Source organism: Jiella flava, from assembly GCF_017349315.1.
GTDB lineage: Bacteria > Pseudomonadota > Alphaproteobacteria > Rhizobiales > Rhizobiaceae > Jiella > Jiella flava.
This window is the reverse complement of record NZ_JAFMPP010000006.1, coordinates 18,423-39,265: the sequence shown is the minus strand read 5'-3', so window position 1 is coordinate 39,265 and position 20,843 is coordinate 18,423. Positions and strand designations below refer to the sequence as shown.

The 20,843-nt window shown below is 64.2% G+C and carries 18 protein-coding genes; 13 read left to right on the top strand and 5 right to left on the bottom strand.

The features are described from left to right. Positions 1 to 10: 10 nt before the first annotated feature. The 3 genes from carB to carA form a co-directional block, all read right to left on the bottom strand. Positions 11 to 3,505: a carbamoyl-phosphate synthase large subunit gene (gene carB / locus J1C48_RS08555; protein WP_207257419.1), complete on the bottom strand. Its 3,495-nt coding sequence runs from the start codon at positions 3,503 to 3,505 to the stop codon at positions 11 to 13. Positions 3,506 to 3,712: 207 nt separating this feature from the next. Then, positions 3,713 to 4,081, bottom strand: a complete 369-nt coding sequence (locus tag J1C48_RS08550) for a helix-turn-helix domain-containing protein (protein WP_231081658.1) — start codon at positions 4,079 to 4,081, stop codon at positions 3,713 to 3,715. Positions 4,082 to 4,791: 710 nt separating this feature from the next. Beyond that, entirely contained in the window at positions 4,792 to 5,979 is a 1,188-nt protein-coding gene (carA, locus tag J1C48_RS08545; protein ID WP_207257418.1) for a glutamine-hydrolyzing carbamoyl-phosphate synthase small subunit, read from the bottom strand. Positions 5,980 to 6,331: 352 nt separating this feature from the next. On the opposite strand from carA, the gene J1C48_RS08540 reads away from it, so the two are divergent. From J1C48_RS08540 to J1C48_RS08515, 6 genes are all read left to right on the top strand, one after another. Then, on the top strand, positions 6,332 to 6,781 hold the full coding sequence (locus J1C48_RS08540; protein WP_207257417.1) for a GatB/YqeY domain-containing protein: 450 nt from the start codon (positions 6,332 to 6,334) through the stop codon (positions 6,779 to 6,781). Between the two features lie 373 nt (positions 6,782 to 7,154). Continuing rightward, positions 7,155 to 7,523, top strand: a complete 369-nt coding sequence (gene rpsM, locus J1C48_RS08535; RefSeq protein ID WP_207257416.1) for a 30S ribosomal protein S13 — start codon at positions 7,155 to 7,157, stop codon at positions 7,521 to 7,523. Between the two features lie 183 nt (positions 7,524 to 7,706). Next, a complete protein-coding gene (rpsK, locus tag J1C48_RS08530) occupies positions 7,707 to 8,096 on the top strand; it encodes a 30S ribosomal protein S11 (RefSeq protein WP_207257415.1) in 390 nt (129 codons plus the stop codon). 195 nt (positions 8,097 to 8,291) lie between these two features. After that, positions 8,292 to 9,326 carry a DNA-directed RNA polymerase subunit alpha gene (locus J1C48_RS08525; RefSeq protein ID WP_207257414.1) on the top strand — a complete coding sequence of 345 codons (1,035 nt, stop codon included), beginning with the start codon at positions 8,292 to 8,294 and terminating at the stop codon, positions 9,324 to 9,326. A gap of 166 nt (positions 9,327 to 9,492) precedes the next feature. After that, positions 9,493 to 9,912, top strand: a complete 420-nt coding sequence (gene rplQ / locus J1C48_RS08520) for a 50S ribosomal protein L17 (protein ID WP_207257413.1) — start codon at positions 9,493 to 9,495, stop codon at positions 9,910 to 9,912. Positions 9,913 to 10,069: 157 nt separating this feature from the next. Beyond that, positions 10,070 to 11,110 carry an NAD-dependent epimerase/dehydratase family protein gene (locus tag J1C48_RS08515; protein WP_207257412.1) on the top strand — a complete coding sequence of 347 codons (1,041 nt, stop codon included), beginning with the start codon at positions 10,070 to 10,072 and terminating at the stop codon, positions 11,108 to 11,110. Here the strand turns inward: J1C48_RS08515 and J1C48_RS08510 are convergent. Next, positions 11,107 to 11,487 (bottom strand): hypothetical protein, encoded by a 381-nt coding sequence (locus J1C48_RS08510; protein ID WP_207257411.1) that lies wholly within the window; start codon positions 11,485 to 11,487, stop codon positions 11,107 to 11,109. The two genes, J1C48_RS08515 and J1C48_RS08510, sit on opposite strands and share 4 nt — an antisense overlap. A gap of 271 nt (positions 11,488 to 11,758) precedes the next feature. On the opposite strand from J1C48_RS08510, the gene J1C48_RS08505 reads away from it, so the two are divergent. Both J1C48_RS08505 and J1C48_RS08500 read left to right on the top strand, forming a co-directional pair. Then, entirely contained in the window at positions 11,759 to 13,354 is a 1,596-nt protein-coding gene (locus J1C48_RS08505; RefSeq protein ID WP_231081657.1) for a DegQ family serine endoprotease, read from the top strand. A gap of 2 nt (positions 13,355 to 13,356) precedes the next feature. Next, positions 13,357 to 14,748, top strand: a complete 1,392-nt coding sequence (locus J1C48_RS08500; protein WP_207257410.1) for a replication-associated recombination protein A — start codon at positions 13,357 to 13,359, stop codon at positions 14,746 to 14,748. A gap of 39 nt (positions 14,749 to 14,787) precedes the next feature. Here J1C48_RS08500 and J1C48_RS08495 read toward each other — a convergent pair whose 3' ends face one another. Continuing rightward, positions 14,788 to 15,192, bottom strand: coding sequence for an MAPEG family protein (locus J1C48_RS08495; protein WP_207257409.1), 405 nt, complete (start codon positions 15,190 to 15,192; stop codon positions 14,788 to 14,790). 187 nt (positions 15,193 to 15,379) lie between these two features. On the opposite strand from J1C48_RS08495, the gene J1C48_RS08490 reads away from it, so the two are divergent. The 5 genes from J1C48_RS08490 (at position 15,380) to eda (ending at position 20,788) form a co-directional block, all read left to right on the top strand. Continuing rightward, positions 15,380 to 15,937, top strand: a complete 558-nt coding sequence (locus J1C48_RS08490) for an NnrU family protein (protein WP_231081656.1) — start codon at positions 15,380 to 15,382, stop codon at positions 15,935 to 15,937. Positions 15,938 to 16,061: 124 nt separating this feature from the next. Next, positions 16,062 to 17,237: a tetratricopeptide repeat protein gene (locus J1C48_RS08485; protein WP_207257407.1), complete on the top strand. Its 1,176-nt coding sequence runs from the start codon at positions 16,062 to 16,064 to the stop codon at positions 17,235 to 17,237. 39 nt (positions 17,238 to 17,276) lie between these two features. After that, positions 17,277 to 18,716, top strand: a complete 1,440-nt coding sequence (der, locus tag J1C48_RS08480; RefSeq protein WP_207257406.1) for a ribosome biogenesis GTPase Der — start codon at positions 17,277 to 17,279, stop codon at positions 18,714 to 18,716. 191 nt (positions 18,717 to 18,907) lie between these two features. Further along, on the top strand, positions 18,908 to 20,008 hold the full coding sequence (locus tag J1C48_RS19155) for a cell wall hydrolase (protein WP_207257405.1): 1,101 nt from the start codon (positions 18,908 to 18,910) through the stop codon (positions 20,006 to 20,008). Between the two features lie 135 nt (positions 20,009 to 20,143). After that, positions 20,144 to 20,788, top strand: a complete 645-nt coding sequence (gene eda, locus J1C48_RS08470; RefSeq protein WP_207257404.1) for a bifunctional 4-hydroxy-2-oxoglutarate aldolase/2-dehydro-3-deoxy-phosphogluconate aldolase — start codon at positions 20,144 to 20,146, stop codon at positions 20,786 to 20,788. The last annotated feature ends 55 nt before the right edge of the window (positions 20,789 to 20,843 follow it).

Sequence of the window (20,843 nt, the reverse complement as noted above, 5' to 3'; positions counted from 1 at the left end):
CCGCAAATACTCAGGCCGTTGTAAAATACGATTGCAGCGGCCGAACTTCAAGGTTGCCCTTTTTGAGCGCGGCGATGGCTTCGGCAGCCGCCACCATACCGGCCAGAGTGGTGTAGTAGGGCACCTTGTGGATGAGCGCGGCGCGGCGCAGCGAGCGCGAATCCGACAGCGCCTTGGCGCCCTCCGTCGTATTCAGAACAAGCTGGACCTGCCGGTTGCGGATCGAGTCCTCGATATGCGGCCGGCCTTCGAGGACTTTGTTGATCTTGGTCGCCGCAATGCCGTTCTCGCTGAGGAATCGCTGGGTGCCGCCGGTCGCCAGAACCGCGAAGCCGAGATCGGCCAGTCGGCGCACCGCCGGCAGACACCGCTCCTTGTCTGCGTCCTTGACCGAAACGAACACCGTCCCCTCGCGCGGCAGGTCAACGCCCGCACCGAGCTGGGCCTTGGCAAAGGCGATGGCGTAATCGGTGTCGAGGCCCATTACTTCGCCGGTCGAGCGCATCTCCGGGCCGAGCAATGTGTCGACGCCCGGGAAGCGGGCGAAGGGGAACACCGCCTCCTTGACCGCGATGTGGCGGACATTCCGGGTGTCCGGCTTGTCGCCGTAATGGGCAAAAGCCGCGTCGAGGCTCTCGCCGGCCATGATCCGGGCGGCGATCTTGGCGATCGGCCGACCGACCGTCTTGGCGACGAAGGGCACGGTGCGCGAGGCCCGGGGGTTGACCTCGAGGACATAGATCTCGCCGTCCTTGATGGCGAACTGGACGTTCATCAGGCCACCGACATTGAGCGAGCGGGCGAGGGCCTCGGCCTGGCGCGTCAACTCGTCGGTGGTCTCCTTCGACAGCGAATGCACCGGCAGCGAACAGGCCGAGTCGCCGGAGTGGATGCCGGCTTCCTCGATATGCTCCATGATGCCCGCGACGAAGCTGGTCTCACCGTCGGACAGGCAGTCGACATCGACCTCGATGGCATCGGTCAGATAGCTGTCGAAGAGCAGCGGGTTCTTGCCGAGCAGCGTGTTGATCTGGCCGGTCTTGTCGTTCGGATAGCGCTGCTTGATGTCCTCGGGTACGAGGCCCGGCACGGTGTCGAGCAGATAGCTCTGCAGCATCGTCTCGGAGTGGATGATCTGCATCGCCCGGCCGCCGAGGACGTAGGACGGACGCACCACCAGGGGGAAGCCGATCTCGGCGGCGACGAGCCGGGCCTGCTCGACCGAGAAGGCGATGCCGTTGTTCGGCTGCATCAGGTCGAGCTTGGTCAAAAGCTTCTGGAACCGGTCGCGATCTTCGGCAAGATCGATCGCGTCGGGCGCGGTGCCGAGGATCGGGATGCCGTTCTTCTCCAGCGCCTCGGCGAGCTTCAGCGGGGTCTGGCCGCCGAACTGGACGATCACGCCGACGACCTCGCCCGATTCTTGCTCGGTGCGCATGATCTCGATTACGTCCTCGGCGGTCAGCGGTTCGAAATACAATCGGTCCGATGTGTCGTAGTCGGTCGAGACCGTCTCCGGATTGCAGTTGATCATGATCGCTTCGTAGCCGGCATCCTTCAGCGCGAAGGCGGCATGGCAGCAGCAATAGTCGAATTCGATGCCCTGGCCGATCCGGTTCGGGCCGCCGCCGAGAATGACCACCTTCTTGCGGTCGGAGACCCGCGCCTCGGAGCGCGGGGCGCCGGCGAAGGGCCGCTCATAGGTCGAGTACATGTAAGGGGTGGGCGAGGCGAACTCGGCCGCGCAGGTATCGATGCGCTTGAAAACCGGCCGCACCCCGAGCCGATTGCGTAGCTCGGCGACTGACTTCGGCCGCTTCTTGGTGAGGCTGGCGAGCCGGGCGTCGGAAAAGCCCATCGACTTCAAGAGGCGCAGATTGTCGGCATCCTCCGGCAGGCCGAATTCGGCGATCTTCTTCTCGGTGTCGACGATCGCCTTCAGTTGGGCGAGGAACCACGGATCGATCTTGCAGCCGGCATGGACGTCTTCAAGGCTCATGCCGAGGCGCATCGCCTGAGCGACCATGCGCAAGCGGTCCGGCGTCGGCGTGCCAATAGCGGCGCGAATGGCGTTCTTGTCGTCATCCTGGCCAAGGCCGGGGATCTCGATCTCGTCGAGGCCGGTCAGGCCGGTTTCAAGGCCGCGCAGCGCTTTTTGCAGCGACTCGGCAAAGGTCCGGCCGATCGCCATCACCTCGCCGACGGACTTCATCGCTGTGGTCAGGGTCGGCTCGGCGCCGGGGAATTTCTCGAAGGCAAAGCGCGGGATCTTGGTGACGACATAGTCGATCGATGGCTCAAAGGACGCCGGTGTCGCGCCCTGGGTGATGTCGTTCTGGATCTCGTCGAGAGTGTAGCCGACGGCGAGCTTGGCCGCGACCTTGGCGATCGGGAAGCCGGTGGCCTTGGAGGCGAGGGCCGAGGAGCGCGACACCCGCGGGTTCATCTCGATCACCACCAGGCGGCCGGTCTTCGGGTTCACCGCGAACTGGACGTTGGACCCGCCCGTCTCGACACCGATCTCGCGCAGCACCGCCAGCGAGGCGTTGCGCATCACCTGATATTCCTTGTCGGTGAGTGTCAGCGCCGGGGCCACGGTGATCGAGTCGCCGGTGTGAACGCCCATCGGATCGACGTTCTCGATGGCGCAGATGATGATGCAGTTGTCCGCCTTGTCACGGACGACCTCCATCTCGAATTCCTTCCAGCCGAGCACCGATTCCTCGACCAGCACTTCGGTGGTCGGCGAGGCGTCGAGGCCGGTCTCGACGATCTCGAAGAATTCCGAGCGATTATAGGCAATGCCGCCGCCGGTGCCGCCCATGGTGAAAGACGGCCGGATGATTGCCGGCAGGCCGACGACCTCAAGCGCTTCGGCCGCCGCGGCGAGCGCCCTGCCCATATAGCGCTGCTTGCGCTCGCCTTCGCCAAGCTGCCACTCGGCTTCCAGCGCGTCCAGCTTTTGGTCGCGCTCGGCCGGATCGGTGATGGTGGCGAGGATCGCGGCACGGCGTTCCTCATGGCTGGCGCGGTCGGCGGCTTTCGCCTCGCTGGCATTGGCGAGCATCGACTTCGGCGTTTCGAGCCCGATCTTCGCCATCGCCTCGCGGAACAGCGAGCGGTCCTCGGCCTTATCGATGGCATCGGCATTGGCGCCGATCATTTCGACGCCATAGCGCTCCAGGACGCCCATGCGCCGCAGCGACAGCGCCGTGTTCAGTGCCGTCTGACCACCCATGGTCGGCAGGATCGCGTCTGGCCGCTCCTTGGCGATGATCTTGGCGACGACTTCCGGGGTGATCGGTTCGATGTAGGTGGCGTCGGCGAGCTCGGGATCGGTCATGATCGTCGCCGGGTTCGAATTCACCAGGATGATCCGGTAGCCTTCTTCGCGCAGCGCCTTGCAGGCCTGGGTGCCGGAATAATCGAACTCGCATGCCTGACCGATGATGATCGGGCCGGCGCCCACGATGAGGATCGATTGGATGTCGGTGCGTTTGGGCATGGCAGACCGTCCGATTTTTTCGCGCGTACGGAACCGGGCCGCCGCGCTGATGCGGCGTCCGTTCGCAGATAAGTTCTAAAGGCTGAGGCCGGCTTATAGGCAAGGCCGGCGCGCGGCGAAAGGGGCGAAGGGACAATTTCGAACCGGTTTTTGGGCAAAACCGGTTCGCGGGCTGACACTCGTCTTTGGGAGGGCTGAGCGAAATGGTTACGACGCCGTGGTCTCGTCCGGCATTTTGGCGGTCGATTCACGGTCGCTCGGCGAGGCTGCGGTCGAATCGTCGCCTGGCCTGTCGCCCGGCTGCTTCGCCTGGCTTGCGGCAGTCTCGTCGTCGGCCGCGGTGTCCTCGCCCGCTACTTTATCCGGCAGGACGGCCGCGTCGTAGTGCTCATATCCGAGGGCAAGAGCCAGACAGGCGAGCTCGATACTTTTCGGGATCTCGACGGCTTTGCCGTCGCGGTGCCCCTTCTCGTAATACTGGATCACTCGCTTTTTGAGGCCGAGCTTCTCGGCGACCTCTTTCTGCTTAAAGCCAAGTGCCTTGCGCCATTCCTTGAAGGTCTGGGGAGTCATCATGCTTGAACTCGCTCTCCTTGATGCCGATGACCGGCCAAGTCCCGGTCATCGGTCCGGACCATCGACGGCGCCCCGACCGGCCGATGCACTTTATGCAATAAGCGATTATGCGGCAAAAAGCGCCGGGCGACCGTGGCACAGGGGTTGTTGTATCTCTAAAGAATGCTCGGAATGGCTGAATTGCTCCGTTTCGCAAGCTTTGTGAAAGCTTGATCAGCTATAAAAAACAGGTTCATAGTCGATTGTTTTAATTGAGTGTCTGAGCGCGCCTTGCGCGCTCATCATGATGCATGAGCGCACGGCGTGCGTCAATTTTACCACGAACTCACTGCGCCATTCGCTTGACGTAGGCGCACGCAGTGCGCATCTTGCTGGCAGTCAAGTCTTAGGAGCCCCGCGCCCGAGCAGGCTTTTCATCGACGCGCGGTGACGTCAATCAAGCGCAAAGAAGTCAATCAAGCGCAAGGAAAGGGTGAGCTGCAATGTTGGCGGATATTTTGGTTGGCCGCTCGTCCTATGGCGGCGATCGGGGGCGCGACGATCTGCATCGTCACGCGACATTCAGTTGTGGTGTCCGATCACTTTTCAGGAAGGTGCTGCGGCTGTTCAGGCACGATTGAACAACCTTTTGAGAACAACAAAAGCGGCGCCGGATGTTCTCCGGCGCCGCTTTTCGTTGGGGCCCTGCCTGTCTCGGCGCGGCCGGCCGGTCAGGCGGCCCTCTTGGCGCGGTTTTCCTCGATCATGTCGATGAAGCGTTGGAACAGGTAATGGGAGTCCTGGGGACCCGGCGAGGCTTCCGGGTGATGCTGCACGGAGAAGACCGGCTTGCCGGACAAGCGCAGACCGCAATTCGAACCATCGAACAGCGAGCGGTGGGTTTCCTCGACGCCCGCCGGCAGGCTGTCGGCCGCGACCGCGAAGCCGTGGTTCATCGACACGATCTCGACCTTGTTGGTGGTGAAATCCTTCACCGGATGGTTTGCGCCATGGTGGCCCTGGTGCATCTTCTCGGTCTTGGCGCCGAGTGCCAGGGCCAGCATCTGGTGGCCGAGGCAGATGCCGAACAGCGGGACGTCGGCCTCGATCAGCTTGCGGATGGTCGGCACGACATAGTCGCCGGTTGCCGCCGGATCGCCCGGACCGTTGGAGAGGAACACGCCGTCAGGCGCATGCGCGAGGATTTCCTCGGCGCTCGCGGTTGGCGGAACGACGATGACCTCGGCGCCAAGGCCAGACATCAGCCGCAGAATGTTGCGCTTGGTGCCGAAGTCGATGGCGACGATCTTGTAGCGAGGCGCGTCGATGTCGGCATAGCCCTTGTCCCAGATCCACGGCGTCTCTTTCCACACCGCGCTCTGACCGACGGCGACGTCCTTGGCGAGATCGAGGCCGACGAGGCCCGACCACGCCTTGGCCTTGGCCTTCAGCGCGTCGAGGTCGAACTCGCCGCTGGCCGAATGGGCGATTACGGCGTTCGGCATCCCGTTCTCGCGGATGTGCGCCGTCAGCGCGCGGGTGTCGATGCCGGAAAGGGCGATGACGCCGCGGGCCTTCAGCCAGGTGTCAAGAGGGCCGGCCGAGCGATAGTTCGACGGTGCGGTCACGTCGGCGCGGAAAATCGCGCCGACCGCGCCGCAGGAATTGGCCGGGGTCAGATCCTCATGGTCGTCCGGGTTCGCCCCGACATTGCCGATATGGGGAAAGGTGAAGGTGACGATCTGACGGGCATAGGACGGATCCGTCAGGATTTCCTGGTAGCCGGTGAGTGCGGTGTTGAAGCACACTTCGCCCTCGACCGATCCCTCGGCACCGAGACCATAGCCCTCGATCACGCTTCCATCCTGAAGCACGAGGAGCGCGGTCGTTTTGCGCTGAGTCCAGCCTTCGCCAGCCATCGTCGTTCCTTTCGCCGTCCATTGTCTGCAAGTCGTTCGAAGTGGCCGCAAGGCGGCCGGCCGCATCCCGCAGTGCTCATATCAGGATCACGGCGGGCAAGGGCAAGGCATCTTGCGGAAAGTCCACGATGTCTCTACATCCAGCGGGCGCCGACGAGCAAGAGCGTCCGCCAAGGCGGACGGAACGGCGATCAGCCGATGCAAACGGGCGACAATCCGGCCGATTCAAGATGAAGTTTGATCGCAACTGATGCGATTCCGCTTTACGTCGGCGATCAACAGGTATTGCACTAAAGCCGTGGCGTGCATCCATCGCGATGTCTGCCGACAGTCGAATCGAAAGTCATGCATTATGCGCGAGCATCTGACCGACGCTCTCAATGCCGCAGTCAAACAGCAGGACAAGCGCCGGATCAGCACCTTGCGGCTGATCAATGCGGCGATCAAGGACCGCGACATCGCTTGTCGCACCGCCGGACGCGATCCGGTCAGCGAGGAGGAGGTGCTGCAAATCCTCGTCAAGATGATCAAGCAGCGCGAGGAGTCGGCGCGGACCTACGAGGATAACGGCCGGCTGGAACTTGCCGAGCAGGAGCGCGAGGAAATCGCCGTCATTCGCGATTTGCTCCCGGCGCAGCTTGACAGCGGAGAGATCGAACGGGCCTGCCGCAAGGTGGTCGAAGACACCGAATCGAAGGGGCTGCGCGACGTCGGCCGCTGCATGAACGCTCTGAAGGAGCGCTATTCCGGTCAGATGGATTTCGGCAAGGCCTCGACCGTGGTGAAGGGGTTGCTGCGCTGAGCACGGGGCGGTGCGCGGTGTGGTCTTCGTCTGTGAACGCCCGGTTCGGCCGTCGGCGCTCATGGGGTCAAGGCGGCGAGGGCCGGCTGCGAAGCTTGCAGAACAACCGCGTTTCCTCGATGACCGGCCTTGCCGCTCTGCGACCATAGGGCCCGTCCGGCCGCTGCCGACATGTCAAACAGGTGAACGCCCGGTTGACTTGCCAGGCGCATGTCCCTATAGCCACCGCATTCGCGATTTCTGCGGCTGGCACGGGACTCGAATCTGGGGACCGACCGGCCGCTTTCGGCCATCACGCCCCGCGGCAAAGAATGGGCTCACGCCCGCGCAACAAACGGGTCATCGCCCGTCAAGATTTTGTAGGAGAAGCGACGTGGCACGTATCGCTGGCGTCAATATCCCGACTGGAAAACGCGTCGTCATCGCGCTTCAGTACATCCATGGCATCGGCCCGGCTTTCGCCCGCCAGATCATGGAAAAGGCGAATCTGTCCGATGAGCGCCGCGTCAACGACCTGACCGACGCCGAGGTTCTGCAGGTCCGCGAGATCATCGACCGCGACTATCAGGTCGAGGGTGACCTGCGTCGCGAGACCGCGATGAACATCAAGCGGCTGATGGATCTTGGCTGCTACCGCGGTCTGCGTCATCGCCGCAGCCTTCCGGTTCGCGGCCAGCGCACCCACACCAACGCCCGCACCCGCAAGGGGCCGGCGAAGGCGATCGCCGGTAAGAAGAAGTAAGATTATCCACGCTGGCGGAGCGGCCCGATCGGGTGTCCGTCTTTGCGGTGTCAGGGCGTCGGATCTTGGCTGCGGGGCAGGTCTTGCAGTGAAGATCCGTCGCTGTTTCAAGGCGGCGCCTTTGCGCGGCGCTGGTGGAGCCGCCGGAATTACGGCGGTGTCGAGATCAAACAGGAAATTTGAATGGCCAAGGAAGTCCAGCGCGTTCGCCGTCGCGAGCGGAAGAACATTTCGTCGGGGGTGGCGCATGTCAACTCGACCTTCAACAACACGCTGATCACCATCACCGATGCCCAGGGCAACACGATCGCCTGGTCTTCGGCCGGTGCGCAGGGCTTCAAGGGCTCGCGCAAGTCGACGCCGTTTGCGGCGCAGATCGCTGCCGAGGATTGTGCCAAGAAGGCGCAAGAACATGGCATGCGCACCCTCGAGGTCGAGGTCTGCGGTCCGGGCTCGGGCCGTGAGTCGGCGCTGCGTGCGCTGCAGTCGGCGGGTTTCACCATCACCTCGATCCGGGACGTGACTCCGATCCCGCACAACGGCGTTCGCCCGCGCAAGAAGCGTCGCGTCTGACGCCCTGAAGACGCCCGATGCGATGATGCTTCGGGCCGGCAGAACGATTGGGCCGCCACAAGCGGTCATGGGCGGGGCGTCATGCGCTCCGCCGTTCGACTTTCCGGAAGGCTGGCGGCGGTGCTGCCATGCCCGATCCGGCATCAGACCTTTCGTCACGATTGGATGGTGGCGAGGAAACTGAGAGGCATCCTCATGATTTCAAGCAATTGGCAAGAGCTGACCAAGCCGAACCAGCTTGTGTTCAAGAACGAGAGCGGCCGCAACCGCGCTACGCTCGTCGCTGAACCGCTGGAGCGTGGCTTCGGTCTGACGCTCGGTAACGCATTGCGCCGCGTGCTCTTATCGTCACTGCGCGGCGCATCGGTTACCGCCGTTCAGATCGACGGCGTTCTGCACGAGTTCTCTTCGATCCCGGGGGTGCGCGAAGACGTCACCGACATCGTCCTGAATGTCAAGGAGATCAACATCTCCATGCAGGGCGAGGGGCCGAAGCGTATGGTCGTGCGCAAGCAGGGCCCGGGCGTCGTCACGGCTGGCGACATTCAGACCGTCGGCGACATCGAGGTTCTGAACCCCGAGCATGAGATCTGCACCCTCGATGAGGGCGCCGAGATCCGCATGGAGTTCACCGTCAACACCGGCAAAGGCTACGTCCCGGCCGACCAGAACCGGGCCGAGGATGCGCCGATCGGCCTGATCCCGGTCGACTCGCTGTTCTCGCCGGTCAAGAAGGTGTCCTACAAGGTCGAGAACACCCGCGAGGGTCAGGACCTCAACAAGGACAAGCTGTCGATGACGATCGAGACCGACGGCTCGATCTCCGGCGAGGACGCCGTCGCCTATGCGGCGCGGATCCTGCAGGACCAGCTTTCGGTGTTCATCAATTTCGAAGAGCCGCAGCGTGACGCGCGGCCGGGCGCTCCGGGCGCGGCGGACGATCAGATCGCCGAACTCGCCTTCAACCCGGCGCTGCTCAAGAAGGTCGATGAGCTGGAGCTTTCGGTCCGCTCGGCGAATTGCCTGAAGAACGACAACATCGTCTATATCGGCGATCTCATTCAGAAGACCGAAGCGGAGATGCTGCGCACGCCGAACTTCGGCCGCAAGTCCTTGAACGAGATCAAGGAAGTTCTGGCGTCCATGGGCCTTCATCTCGGCATGGAAGTCCCGTCCTGGCCGCCGGAGAACATCGACGATCTCGCCAAACGCTACGAAGATCAGTACTAAGTATGACACGTCCCGGCTGCCCTTTCGGGTGGCCGGGCGTTTCGGCCTCGGGGACCCCGAGGACGCAATTCATTCAAAGGCACGGCGACTTGTCGGTTGATCCGGCATGGACGCGAAGATACCGACCCCCGGCCAATGAGCCGGTTTCTTTCGAAGGAAACACACCATGCGCCACGCCAGTCGCGGACGGAAGCTCAACCGCACTGCCAGCCATCGCAAGGCGATGTTCGCCAACATGGCGGCTTCGCTGATCGAGCATGAGCAGATCATCACCACCCTGCCGAAGGCGAAGGACCTGCGTCCGATCGTCGAGAAGCTGATCACCCTCGGCAAGCGCGGCGATCTGCATGCACGCCGTCTGGCCGCCTCGCGTCTGCGCGATGAGGCTGCCACCGCCAAGCTGTTCGACACGCTGGCCGGCCGCTATGCCGAGCGCAACGGCGGCTACTGCCGCGTTCTGAAGGCCGGCTTCCGGCGCGGCGACAATGCGCCGCTCGCCGTCATCGAATTCGTCGATCGCGATCCCGAAGCGCGCGGCGCGATCGACCGCGCCCGCGTCGAGGCAGAAGAGGCCGAGAGCGCCTGAGGCGATCTGGGTCTTTTGAACGACTTGCGAAAGGGGGGCTTCGGCTCCCCTTTTTGTTGCCGCAACCCCGCAGCGGTGAATGCCGAAGGAACGCCGGCATTCTGCGCCGCGTTGGTTGATCATCGAAGCTGAGTTTACCGGGCAAGGAGGTGAAGCGATGGCGGGCGAGCGGATTTTGCTGACGGGAGCATCGGGCTTCATCGCCAAGCACATCGCGCTGCAGCTTCTTCAGGCCGGCTATCGCGTTCGCGGGACGGTGCGCAGTCCGCAGAAGGGCGAGGCCCTGCGCCAGACGCTCGCCAGGGCCGGCGCCGATGTTGCACGGCTGGAAATCGCCGAAGCGGACCTTTTACGGGACGAGGGTTGGGAGGCGGCGGCGCGCGGCTGCGACGTCGTCTGCCATACGGCATCGCCGTTTCCGGCTCGTCAGTCCAAGGACAAGTGGGCGTTGGTGCCGGTCGCTAAGGGCGGGACGCTGCGCGTCGTCGATGCCGCGATCAAGGCCAAGGTCCAGCGCTTCGTCATGACATCCTCCGTCGTCGCCGTCTATTACGGCCATGGCGCCGATCATCCGCCGGTCTATGGCGAAGACGATTGGTCGAATGTCGGGGCGGCGGATATTTCCGACTATGCCGTTTCCAAGACCGAGGCCGAGGCCGCCGCCTGGGGCGCCGCCGATGCGGCAAGCCTGCCGATGGTGACGATCAATCCGTCTTTCGTTGCAGGGCCGTTGCTCGACGCCGACGCCGGCACCTCTGCGACGCTGATCGGGATGATGATGACCGGCAAGCTGCCAGCTGTCCCGAACGTCTCTTTCGGCATTGTCGATGTGCGCGATGTCGCCAAGGCCCACGTCGCGGCCCTGACGGCTGCCGAGGCGCCGGGCCGCCGCTTCATCGTCTCTGCCGGGTCGCTGACGATGATCGAGATCGGCCAGGCGGTGGCCGCCGCCGTCCCCGAATGCCGCAAGCGCGTGCCGCGCTTCACCGTGCCGGATTTTGTCGTCAGGCTGGCGGCGAAGGTGGTGCCCGAGGCGCGGGCGGCGGTTCCGGAACTCGGGCGGCAAAAGACATTGTTAACCAAGCCTGCCGAAACAATTCTCGGCTTTACGCCGGGACACACGCGAGAGGCGGTGGCCGAGACCGCGCTCAGTCTGCGTGATCATGGTTGGCTCCGCCGAGATCCCCAAATCGGTTAACGCCCGACCTGCCGTAAGGCATTCAAGGCGTTAAGTTTGAAAACAGCGAAAAATCGCAGTGTGGCGGAAATGATATCGTCGCCAGACTCGGGCCATGCGATACCGACCGCGAATTCGATTTTTGCTGGAACCGAAGCAACCAAATCGTCGATCCAGCCTTTTACGACAGGAATGAGGCGACGCCACAACAAGATGGCGGAGTTTACGCGGTTGAAACAATCTTCATGAATGATGCAACAACAATGAACACGATGGGCCGGAGTACCATGCGTCGAACCCTTCTCACTCTTCTGGGAGCCATTGCGGCTTTCGGCGTGCTGACGGCGAGCTACGCGACGGCGGATCTGCCGTCCAAAGCTCAGGAAGCCGGGATCCAAACCGGCGTCTCCGACTGATCCCTTCGCGGGCGTCGGGGCACCACAATTGGGGCATTTGCGGAAAAGGGGCCTTCGAGGCCCCTTTTTCGTGGCATTTTCCTGCTCTATCCCGGACAAGAACACCAGGTGGTGCGAACCGCTCTGTTCGGACCGCCGACAGCCTCGGTCCGCTGCGGATGATCGGAGCGGCCTGCCGAGTGCCGCGGAATTGAATCGAGCCGGCTTGGCCGCTTCGAAGTCGATGGGTTTCACAACAGTCCTCGGAACCGATATGAAACTGAAAATGCTTTTCCTCGGAGTGCTCCTCCTGCTGGGAACGGTCGCGGCAGTGCCTGCGGTCTTCACGAAAAACTCGGTGGTGCACGACTTTATCCGGCCGCTGGTGAATGAGCAGCCGGTGCGGCTCGAGCAGGGTGACGAGCGCCTGCGCAAGGGCCTTGGCCTCGACAAGAAGGCCGCCTGGCGGCATCTGGGCGACGCCCGCCGAACGGTCAAGCCGACGTCGGTGGTCGATGTGGCGGAGGCGGCGCAGGACACCCAGGCCCAGGATCGAATCCCAAAGAGCCGCGCCGAAGTCGATCTCAGCTTTGCTCCGCTGGTCAAGGAGACCGCGCCGGCCGTCGTCAACGTCTATGCGGCGCGCAAGATTCCCGCCCGCCGCTCGCCTTTTGCCGACGATCCATTTTTTGGCCAGTTCTTCGGCGGCCCGTTCCAGAGCCCGCCGCGCATGGAGCAGTCGCTGGGGTCTGGCGTGATTCTCGACCCCTCCGGCCTGGTCGTCACCAACAATCACGTGATCGATGGTGCCGACGAGGTGAAGGTCGCCTTTGCCGACGGGCGGGAATTCAGCGCCAAGATCTTGTCGAAGGACAAAACGGTGGATCTCGCCGTCCTGAAGATTGAGGGCAAGGGACCGTTTCCGACCATTTCGATCGCCAATTCCGACGATCTGGCGATCGGCGACCTGGTACTGGCGATCGGTAATCCCTTCGGGATCGGCCAGACGGTGACCAACGGCATCGTTTCGGCGCTGGCCCGCAACAATATCGGCGTCGACAATTTTGGGTTCTTTATCCAGACTGACGCGGCGATCAATCCGGGCAATTCCGGCGGCGCGCTGATCAATATGAAGGGCCAGCTGATCGGCGTGAACACCGCCATCTTCTCGCGTTCGGGCGGCTCCAACGGCATCGGCTTCGCCATTCCCTCCAACATGGTCGCGACCTTTCTGCGAGCGGCCAAGAACGGTGGGCACTACGAGCGGCCCTTCGTCGGCGCGGACTTCGCACCAGTGACCGCCGATATCGCCGACGCGCTCGGTCTCCGCCGACCGACCGGGGCGCTGGTGCGTTCGATCTATCCGGGCGGGCCGGCGGCGAAGGCCGGCCTGAAGGTCGGCGACGTGGTGATGACGGTCGACGGCAAGGAGGTGCTGACTCCCGACGCGCTGAACTTCCGCTTTGCCACGCTCGGCATCGGCAAGTCCGTGACCCTCGACGTTCTGTCGTCGGACGTGCGGAAGATCGTTACCTTGCCCCTTGCCAAGGCGCCCGAAGTGCCGCGGCGCGATCAGCGGACGATCAAAGGGCGCAATCCCTTTGCGGGCGCGACCGTCGACAACCTCTCGCCACGGGTCGCTGATGAGCTGCGGCTGCCGCGCACGAAGACCGGCGTCGTTGTCGCCGAGGTCGGCAACGGCTCGCTCGCTGCGCGGTTTGGCCTGCAGCCGGGCGATATCATCCTCGACATCAATGGCGAGCGAGTCGACACCACGCGCAAGCTCGCCGAGATCGCCGATCGTGGCGATCGCGGCTGGCAGTTCGACATCGAACGGGGCGGGCGCCGCCTGACCCAGGTCGTGCGCTGACCATGGCGGATCTCTTCGGCGAGCCACCAGATCCGCCATCGCCTTCGGCCAAGCGTCCAAACGCCGGGCCGCGCGGCGCGGGCGCGGGTGAGATCGAGGACAAGGAACGACGGATCGCCGAAGCACCGCGCCCGCTGGCCGATCGCCTCCGGCCCAAGCAGCTTTCGGCGGTGGTCGGTCAGGAGCACCTGACCGGGGAGGGCGGGGCGCTGACCCGCATGCTCGCCAATAAGAGCCTCGGCTCGTTGATCTTCTGGGGGCCGCCCGGCACCGGCAAGACGACGGTGGCACGGCTCCTGGCGAATGAGGTCGATTATGCCTTCGAGCAGATTTCGGCGATCTTTTCCGGTGTGGCGGACCTGAAGAAGGTTTTCGAGGCGGCGCGCTTCAGACGGCAGAACGGCCGGGTGACGCTGCTCTTCGTCGACGAGATCCATCGTTTCAACCGCACCCAGCAGGATTCCTTCCTGCCGGTGATGGAAGACGGCACGGTGGTGCTCGTCGGCGCGACGACGGAAAATCCGTCCTTCGAGCTGAACGCTGCGCTGTTATCCCGCGCCCGGGTGCTGACCTTCGAATCGCTGCCGTCGGACAGTCTTGCCAAGCTCCTCGATCGGGCCGAGGCGGAAATGGGCCGCGCACTCCCGCTCGACGCTGAGGCGCGTGATGTCCTGCTCGGCCTTGCCGATGGCGACGGGCGGGCGATCCTGACGCTTGCCGAGGAGGTCTGGCGCTCATCGGGGCCGGGTGAGATCCTCGACGCCGAGACGCTGCTCAGCGTCGTCCAGCGGCGGGCGCCGATCTATGACAAGGGCCAGGACGGCCACTACAACTTGATCTCGGCCCTGCACAAATCGGTGCGTGGCTCCGATGTCGACGCCGCACTCTACTGGCTCGCCCGCATGCTCGACGCCGGCGAAAACCCGCTTTATCTCGGCCGTCGGCTGGTGCGCATGGCCTCGGAAGATATCGGGCTCGCCGATCCGAACGCGCTCACGATCGCACTCGCCGCCAAGGACGCCTACGATTATCTGGGTTCGCCCGAAGGCGAATTGGCGCTCGCCCAGGCGACCGCCTATCTCGCCGCCGCACCGAAGTCGAATGCGGTCTATGTGGCCTACAAGGCTGCGATGCGCGCAGCCAAACAGCATGGTTCGCTGCTGCCACCGAAACATATCCTCAATGCGCCGACCAATCTGATGAAGGATGTGGGCTACGGCGACGGCTATCTCTATGATCATGACCAGCCGGATGGATTTTCCGGCCAGGACTATTTTCCGGACGCAATGGGCCGGCAGCGCTTTTACGAGCCGACCGACCGGGGCATCGAGAAGCGGATCGGCGAGCGTTTGGCGATGCTCGATCGGTGGCGGGCCGAACGCGCGAAACGGTGAACCCCGCGCGGCAGGTCTTGGCTCGCCGATCGTCCTCGATCAGATCGCCATCAGTCCCTGGATCAGCGCCGCCAAGGCCGCACCGGCCATGGCCAGAAGCGACAGGCCGGTGCCGGAGAAGCGCTGCCAGCGTGGCGCGTCGTCCGCGGTGAAATGCAGCGCATGCAGCACCCGGCCGACGGTCAGCATGATGCCGAGGACGTGCAGCACCAGGGCCGGAGCGCCGAGCAGGGCGGCGAGCGTCATGGTGATCAGTGTGATCGGGATGAACTCGACGGCATTGGCGTGACCGCGCATTGCCCGGATCAGGCGAGGATTACCACCGTCGCCCATCATCACCTTGTCGCGCGCCCGCACGCGGCCCGTCTGAACGGTCAGCCAGACCAAGACGCCGCCGTTAAGCGCTGCGTAAATTGCCACAGCGGCAAGACCGGTCGTATTCATTAGAATTTTTCCCGTTTTTAAGAGCGACGCATCAATTCATAAGATCGCAACGTAGTAGCAAAGTGAAAGCGTCCGGCGAAGACGGGCCGAGGTGACGGACTGGCACTGAGGCCATCACGAGGGCGGCGGGCCGATGTCGCCGGCCGCGCACCGCCGGTCGTGCGATGGAGGGACAATGTTTATTCTGGTGATTGGACTGTTTGTGTTTTTGGGGGTTCACTCCTTTCGGATTGTCTCTGAACCGGGCCGGGCGGCGGTGCTGCGCAGGCTTGGCGAGATGCGCTTCAAAGGCAGCTATTCGGTGCTCGCGCTGATCGGCCTGGTGCTGGTGGTCTATGGCTACGGCCTGGCGCGCGCGAGCGAGGGCAGCCTCTATCAGCCGGCGCCGGTGTTGTCCCATCTCGCGCTTGTCCTCGTGCCGAGCGCGTTTATTCTCGTTGTCGCCACCTACACGCCGACGGGTCATATCAAACGGACGGTGCGCCATCCGATGGTGCTCGGCGTCGCGCTGTGGTCGCTCGGCCATCTCCTGGCGAATGGCGGGACTGCCGAAGTCGTGATGTTTGGCGCCTTCTTCGTCTGGGCGGTGGTCGATTATCTGAATGCGTTCAGCCGGCCGCAGCCGGCGTTCGGCCTGCCACAGGCCAAGGGCGACATCGTCGCCATTGCCGGCGGACTGATTGCCAGCGGAATTTTTCTTCTCGGGCTTCACCGCTGGTTGATCGGCGTTTCGCCGCTAGCGTGACGCCTCGGAGCGCCTCTGACCCTTCCACTCTTTCGCTGCCGCAAAAAATCGTTAGAAGACGCTTTGATTTCCGTTGGTTTGGCCGCCTTTCGCCGATCCGTCGGAAAAGAAGGAAAGCGAGCGGATGAGCGACGAGAGTTTTTTCAGGGAAGTCGACGAAGAGCTTCGCCAGGATAAGGTCAAAGCGGTCTGGACGCGGTTCGGCAGTTGGTTGGTGGGCGCTGCGGTTGTCGTCGTCGCCGGAACGGCCGGCTATGTCGCCTACGAGCGTTACCAGACCAGCCAGGCCAATGCCGCCGGCGATCGCTATGCTCAGGCCATGAAGCTTGCCGAAGAGGGCAAGCGCGAAGATGCCATCAAGGCGCTGAAGACGATCGCCGATAACGGCATTGGCGCCTATCCCGCTCTCGCGCAACTGACGATCGGGGGGCTCGAGGCAAAGGCCGGCGACCCCAAGCGGGCCGTCGCAGCCTTCGATGCGGTCGCCAACAATGCCGAGGCCCCTCAGGATCTGCGGGACATGGCGGCGCTGCGCGCCGGTTATGTGTTGGTCGATCATGGCACGCTCGACGAGGTTCACGACCGGGTCGACCGACTGACCGGCGATAGCCAGCCGTTGCGCTTTGCCGCCCGCGAAGCGATTGCGCTCGCCGCCTGGAAGGCCGGTGACGGCAAGACTGCCAAGCCGCTGCTTGAAAAGCTCGTGACCGACGGCGAAACGCCCTCGGACATGGCCGGGCGCGCGCGCATCCTCCTCGCCTTGATCAATTCCGGTGCGACCGGACCCAACGCCATTCCGCCGGCCAAGCCCGAGCCGGCCGGCGCGACGCCGCCCGCAAGCGCCGACAACGGCCTTGGCGTCATCGATCTGCCGGGGCTGCTCGACACCAAGCCCGGCGCGGCTAAAGGCGGCGGTGCGGCCCTGCCGATCGGGACACCGCAGATGCCGACCTCGAATATCGGCATGGAGACGACGGGCGGAGCGCCAGGCGCGGCGCCCGCTGCATCCGCCGGAACGCCGGCACCGGCAAGCCCGGCCCCGATCGCACCCTCCACAACCGCGCCCGCACCGACGACGTCAGAGCCCTCCGCGCCAGCCGCCGCGCCGAAGAGCGGCAATGCGCCGGCTTTGACACGCGGGACCGACAGCACAAGCTCGTCGTCCTCAAGCGATAATCAAAGCGGGGCGGCCGCATCGTCAGGCACCGCCTCGCCCGCAACCGCAACGCCGCCGACCGACAAGCCGGCGGCAGACGGCCAAGTCCCGCCGCCGGCGGCGACCACCGGCGCCGGCAACTGAGGCGGAGCGCCCGCGAAGCCCTCATAGGAGCATACCGACATGGTCACCATCGCCATCATCGGTCGACCGAATGTCGGAAAATCGACCTTGTTCAACCGCCTTGTCGGGCGCCGTCTGGCGCTCGTCGACGATCGGCCGGGCGTCACCCGCGACCGGCGGACCGGCGAGGCCCGGCTGATGGATCTGACCTTCGAGATCGTCGATACGGCCGGTCTCGAAATCGCCGGAGCCGACACGCTGGAAGGGCGCATGCGTGCCCAAACCGAAGCGGCAATCCGCGCTGCCGATCTCTGCCTGTTCATGATCGACGTGAAGGCCGGCCTGACGCCGCAGGACCAGGATTTCGCCGACCTTCTGCGCAAATCTGCGCAAAAGCTTGTGCTCGTGGCCAACAAGGCCGAGGCGCGGAGTTCGGAGGCCGGGCTGATCGACGCTTATGCGGTCGGGCTCGGCGAGCCGGTCGGCATTTCCGCCGAACATGGCGAGGGCATGGGCGAGCTGCGCGACGCGATGGTCGAGGCGCTGGGGCGTGAAGCGTTCCGGCCCACCCGCGCGCCCTCGCAGCGCAGGTCGGACGAAGACGACGCAGCTTCATCAGGTGACGCAGCGGACGGCGACGAGGGCGAGGAGCCAATCGAGGCCTATGACGCGACCAAGCCGCTGCGCATGGCGATCGTCGGCCGTCCGAATGCCGGCAAGTCGACGCTGATCAACCGCTTTCTTGGCGAAGACCGGCTGCTGACCGGACCGGAAGCCGGCATCACCCGCGACTCGATCTCGGTCGAATGGGAGTGGCGCGGCCGTCAGATCAAGGTGTTCGACACCGCCGGCATGCGCCGCAAGGCGCGGGTGCAGGAAAAGCTCGAAAAACTTTCCGTCGCTGATGGCCTGCGCGCGATCCGCTTCGCCGAGGTGGTGGTGATCGTCTTCGACGTCACCGTTCCCTTCGAGCGCCAGGATCTCTCCATCGTCGATCTGATCGTGCGCGAGGGGCGGGCGCCGGTCATCGCCTTCAACAAGTGGGATCTGGTCGAGGATCGGCAGGCGCTTCTGGCGGATCTGCGCGAAAAGACCGATCGCCTCCTGCCGCAGATCCGCGGCGTCAAGGCGGTGACGGTTTCCGGCGAGACCGGCGAGGGGATCGACCGGCTGATGCGCTCCGTCGCCGAGACCCATGAGGTCTGGAACCGGCGAATCAGTACGGCGAAATTGAATCAATGGCTTGAGCGCATGCTGGCCAAGCATCCGCCGCCGGCGGTCGCCGGAAGACGTGTTAACGTCAAGTATATGACGCAAATAAAGTCGCGGCCGCCGACTTTTATCGTCTCGACGGCCCGGCCGGATGCCCTTGGCGCGGCCTACACCCGCTATCTCGTCAATGGGTTGCGCGAGACCTTCGGCTTCTTCGGGGTGCCCCTCCGGATAGCTTTACGCAAGCCTCAGAACCCCTTTGCGGGCAAAAAGAAGCGATCGTCTTGAAACCGTCGCAATTTGTTAACCAAAGAACAAGGTTAATGGGGGATGTTTTAGCGGCATCTGTGGAAAGTTTGTAACACGCAATCGGGGGCGTGATGAGGCAAGAGGGGCGAGCGGCGTCGGGCTGCAAGCGACGTCGTGGCTATCGCACAGCGGGGAAATCTGCGTTCGTTTTGGTGGCCGGCGGGCTGCTGGTGGGGACCAGCGGCGGTTCAGTTGCCCATCAGGACGTGACCAGCATGGTGGGCGGCGCCGACATCGCCAAGCGTGTCCATGCGTTTCTGGTGCCGAACGCGGATGAGACGCCGTCCACGGTCGATCTTGCCTATTCCGAAAAGGAAGGCGCCGGTCTCGTCGCCGAGCGTGAGGCGGCTACCAAACGTGCGCGTATCCTCGCACAGATCGCCGAGGGCGATGGTCCGCGCATCACCCGCCACGGAAAAGGTGGCCGGGTTTACACCCAGACCGCCGACAATGCCTTTTCGCCCTACGGCGTGCGCGCCGGCTCGGTGTTTGGCGGCAAGACGCTGCTGGGCGCTCGGGTCGTCGGCTCGCAGGAGCGCCTCCGCACCGCCTTCGCCCAGGTGACGCCGGAGACCCGCGATCAGATCGCGCTCGCCACACGGTTCCAGCTGATGGGCCAGCCGAACTTCGGTGCCACCGGCCGGGATGGCGGCGAGCCGGCCAACGCCAATGTGCTGCTCGCCTCGCTGAAACCCTCCGACGATGCCGGAGCGCTCGGCTATGCGCCGGCCGACGGCGGCAATGCCGGCCGCGCCTCCTCGATGTTCGAGCGGGTGCTGAAGGATCAGCCGGAAGCCTTCATTCCGCCGATCGACGACGGCGATCACGCCTGGGCCGCGACGGCGCTGCCGCAAAAGGCCTATAGCAAGGCCGAACAGACCTGCCTCGCCAACGGCATCTATTTCGAGGCGCGGGGCGAATCGTCGCAAGGTCAGGCGGCGGTCGCGCAGGTGATCCTCAACCGCGTTCGCAATCCCGCCTATCCGAACTCGATCTGCGGCGTCGTCTATCAGAACAAGAATTGGCGCAATCGCTGCCAGTTCTCCTTCGCCTGCGACGGCCACAAGGACCGGGTCCGCGATGCCGAAGCCTATGACAAGGCCAAGGACATCGCCGAGGAGGTCACCGAAGGCAAGATCTGGATCGCCGAGGTCGGCTCGGCGACCCATTACCACGCCACCTATGTGCGGCCGCGCTGGGCCCGGGCGATGGAAGAGGTCGACAAGATCGGCCGTCATATTTTCTACCGCACCTTCGATGGCGGCCGCTGAACGATTGCTGGTCGTCCGCTTGCTGCAGGGGCCGTTTGAGCGCCCGATGTTTTTTGAAGCCGGCGGCTTCCCTCGATCACGCCCGATGGTCTAAGCCTGCGCTCGGATTCATTCTTTTTCGAAAGAGCAGCGGCAATGAGCCAGGATACCAAACGTCTTCTCGCGATTTTGACGGCCCAGCCGGTGGTTCCCGTGGTCGCCGTCGACAGCGCGGCGCAGGGCGTTCTCCTGGCGCGGGCGCTGATCGCCGGCGGGATCGGTTCGATCGAGGTCACCTTGCGCACGCCGGCGGGGCTCGAGGCGATCGCGGCGATCGCCGCCGAGGTTCCGGAAATGGTCTGCGGCGCGGGCACGATCCTGACGCCGAAGCAGTTCGAGCAGGCCGAAAAGGCCGGCGCCGAGTTCATCGTCTCGCCGGGCGCAACGGTCGAGATCCTCGATGCGGCGCGCAACAGCGACGTGCCGCTGCTGCCCGGATCGGCAACGCCGAGCGAAATGATGGCGATGCTGCAGGAGGGCTATGAGGTTCTCAAATTCTTTCCCGCCGAGCAGGTCGGCGGCGCGGCGCTGTTGAAATCGATTGCGCCGGTGATCCCGCAGATCAAGTTCTGCCCGACCGGCGGCATCTCGATGAAGAATGTCGGCGACTATCTGAAACTGCCGAATGTTTTGTGCGTCGGCGGCTCCTGGCTCGCGCCGAAGGACAAGGTCGCGGCCGGCGACTGGGATGCGATCTCGGCTCTTGCGGCCGAGGCTTCGGGCCTGCGCGACGCGGCCTGACCCGCCCTTTCGATCGAACGGCAGACGGCCGCGCCTTGATTCAGGGCGCGGCCGT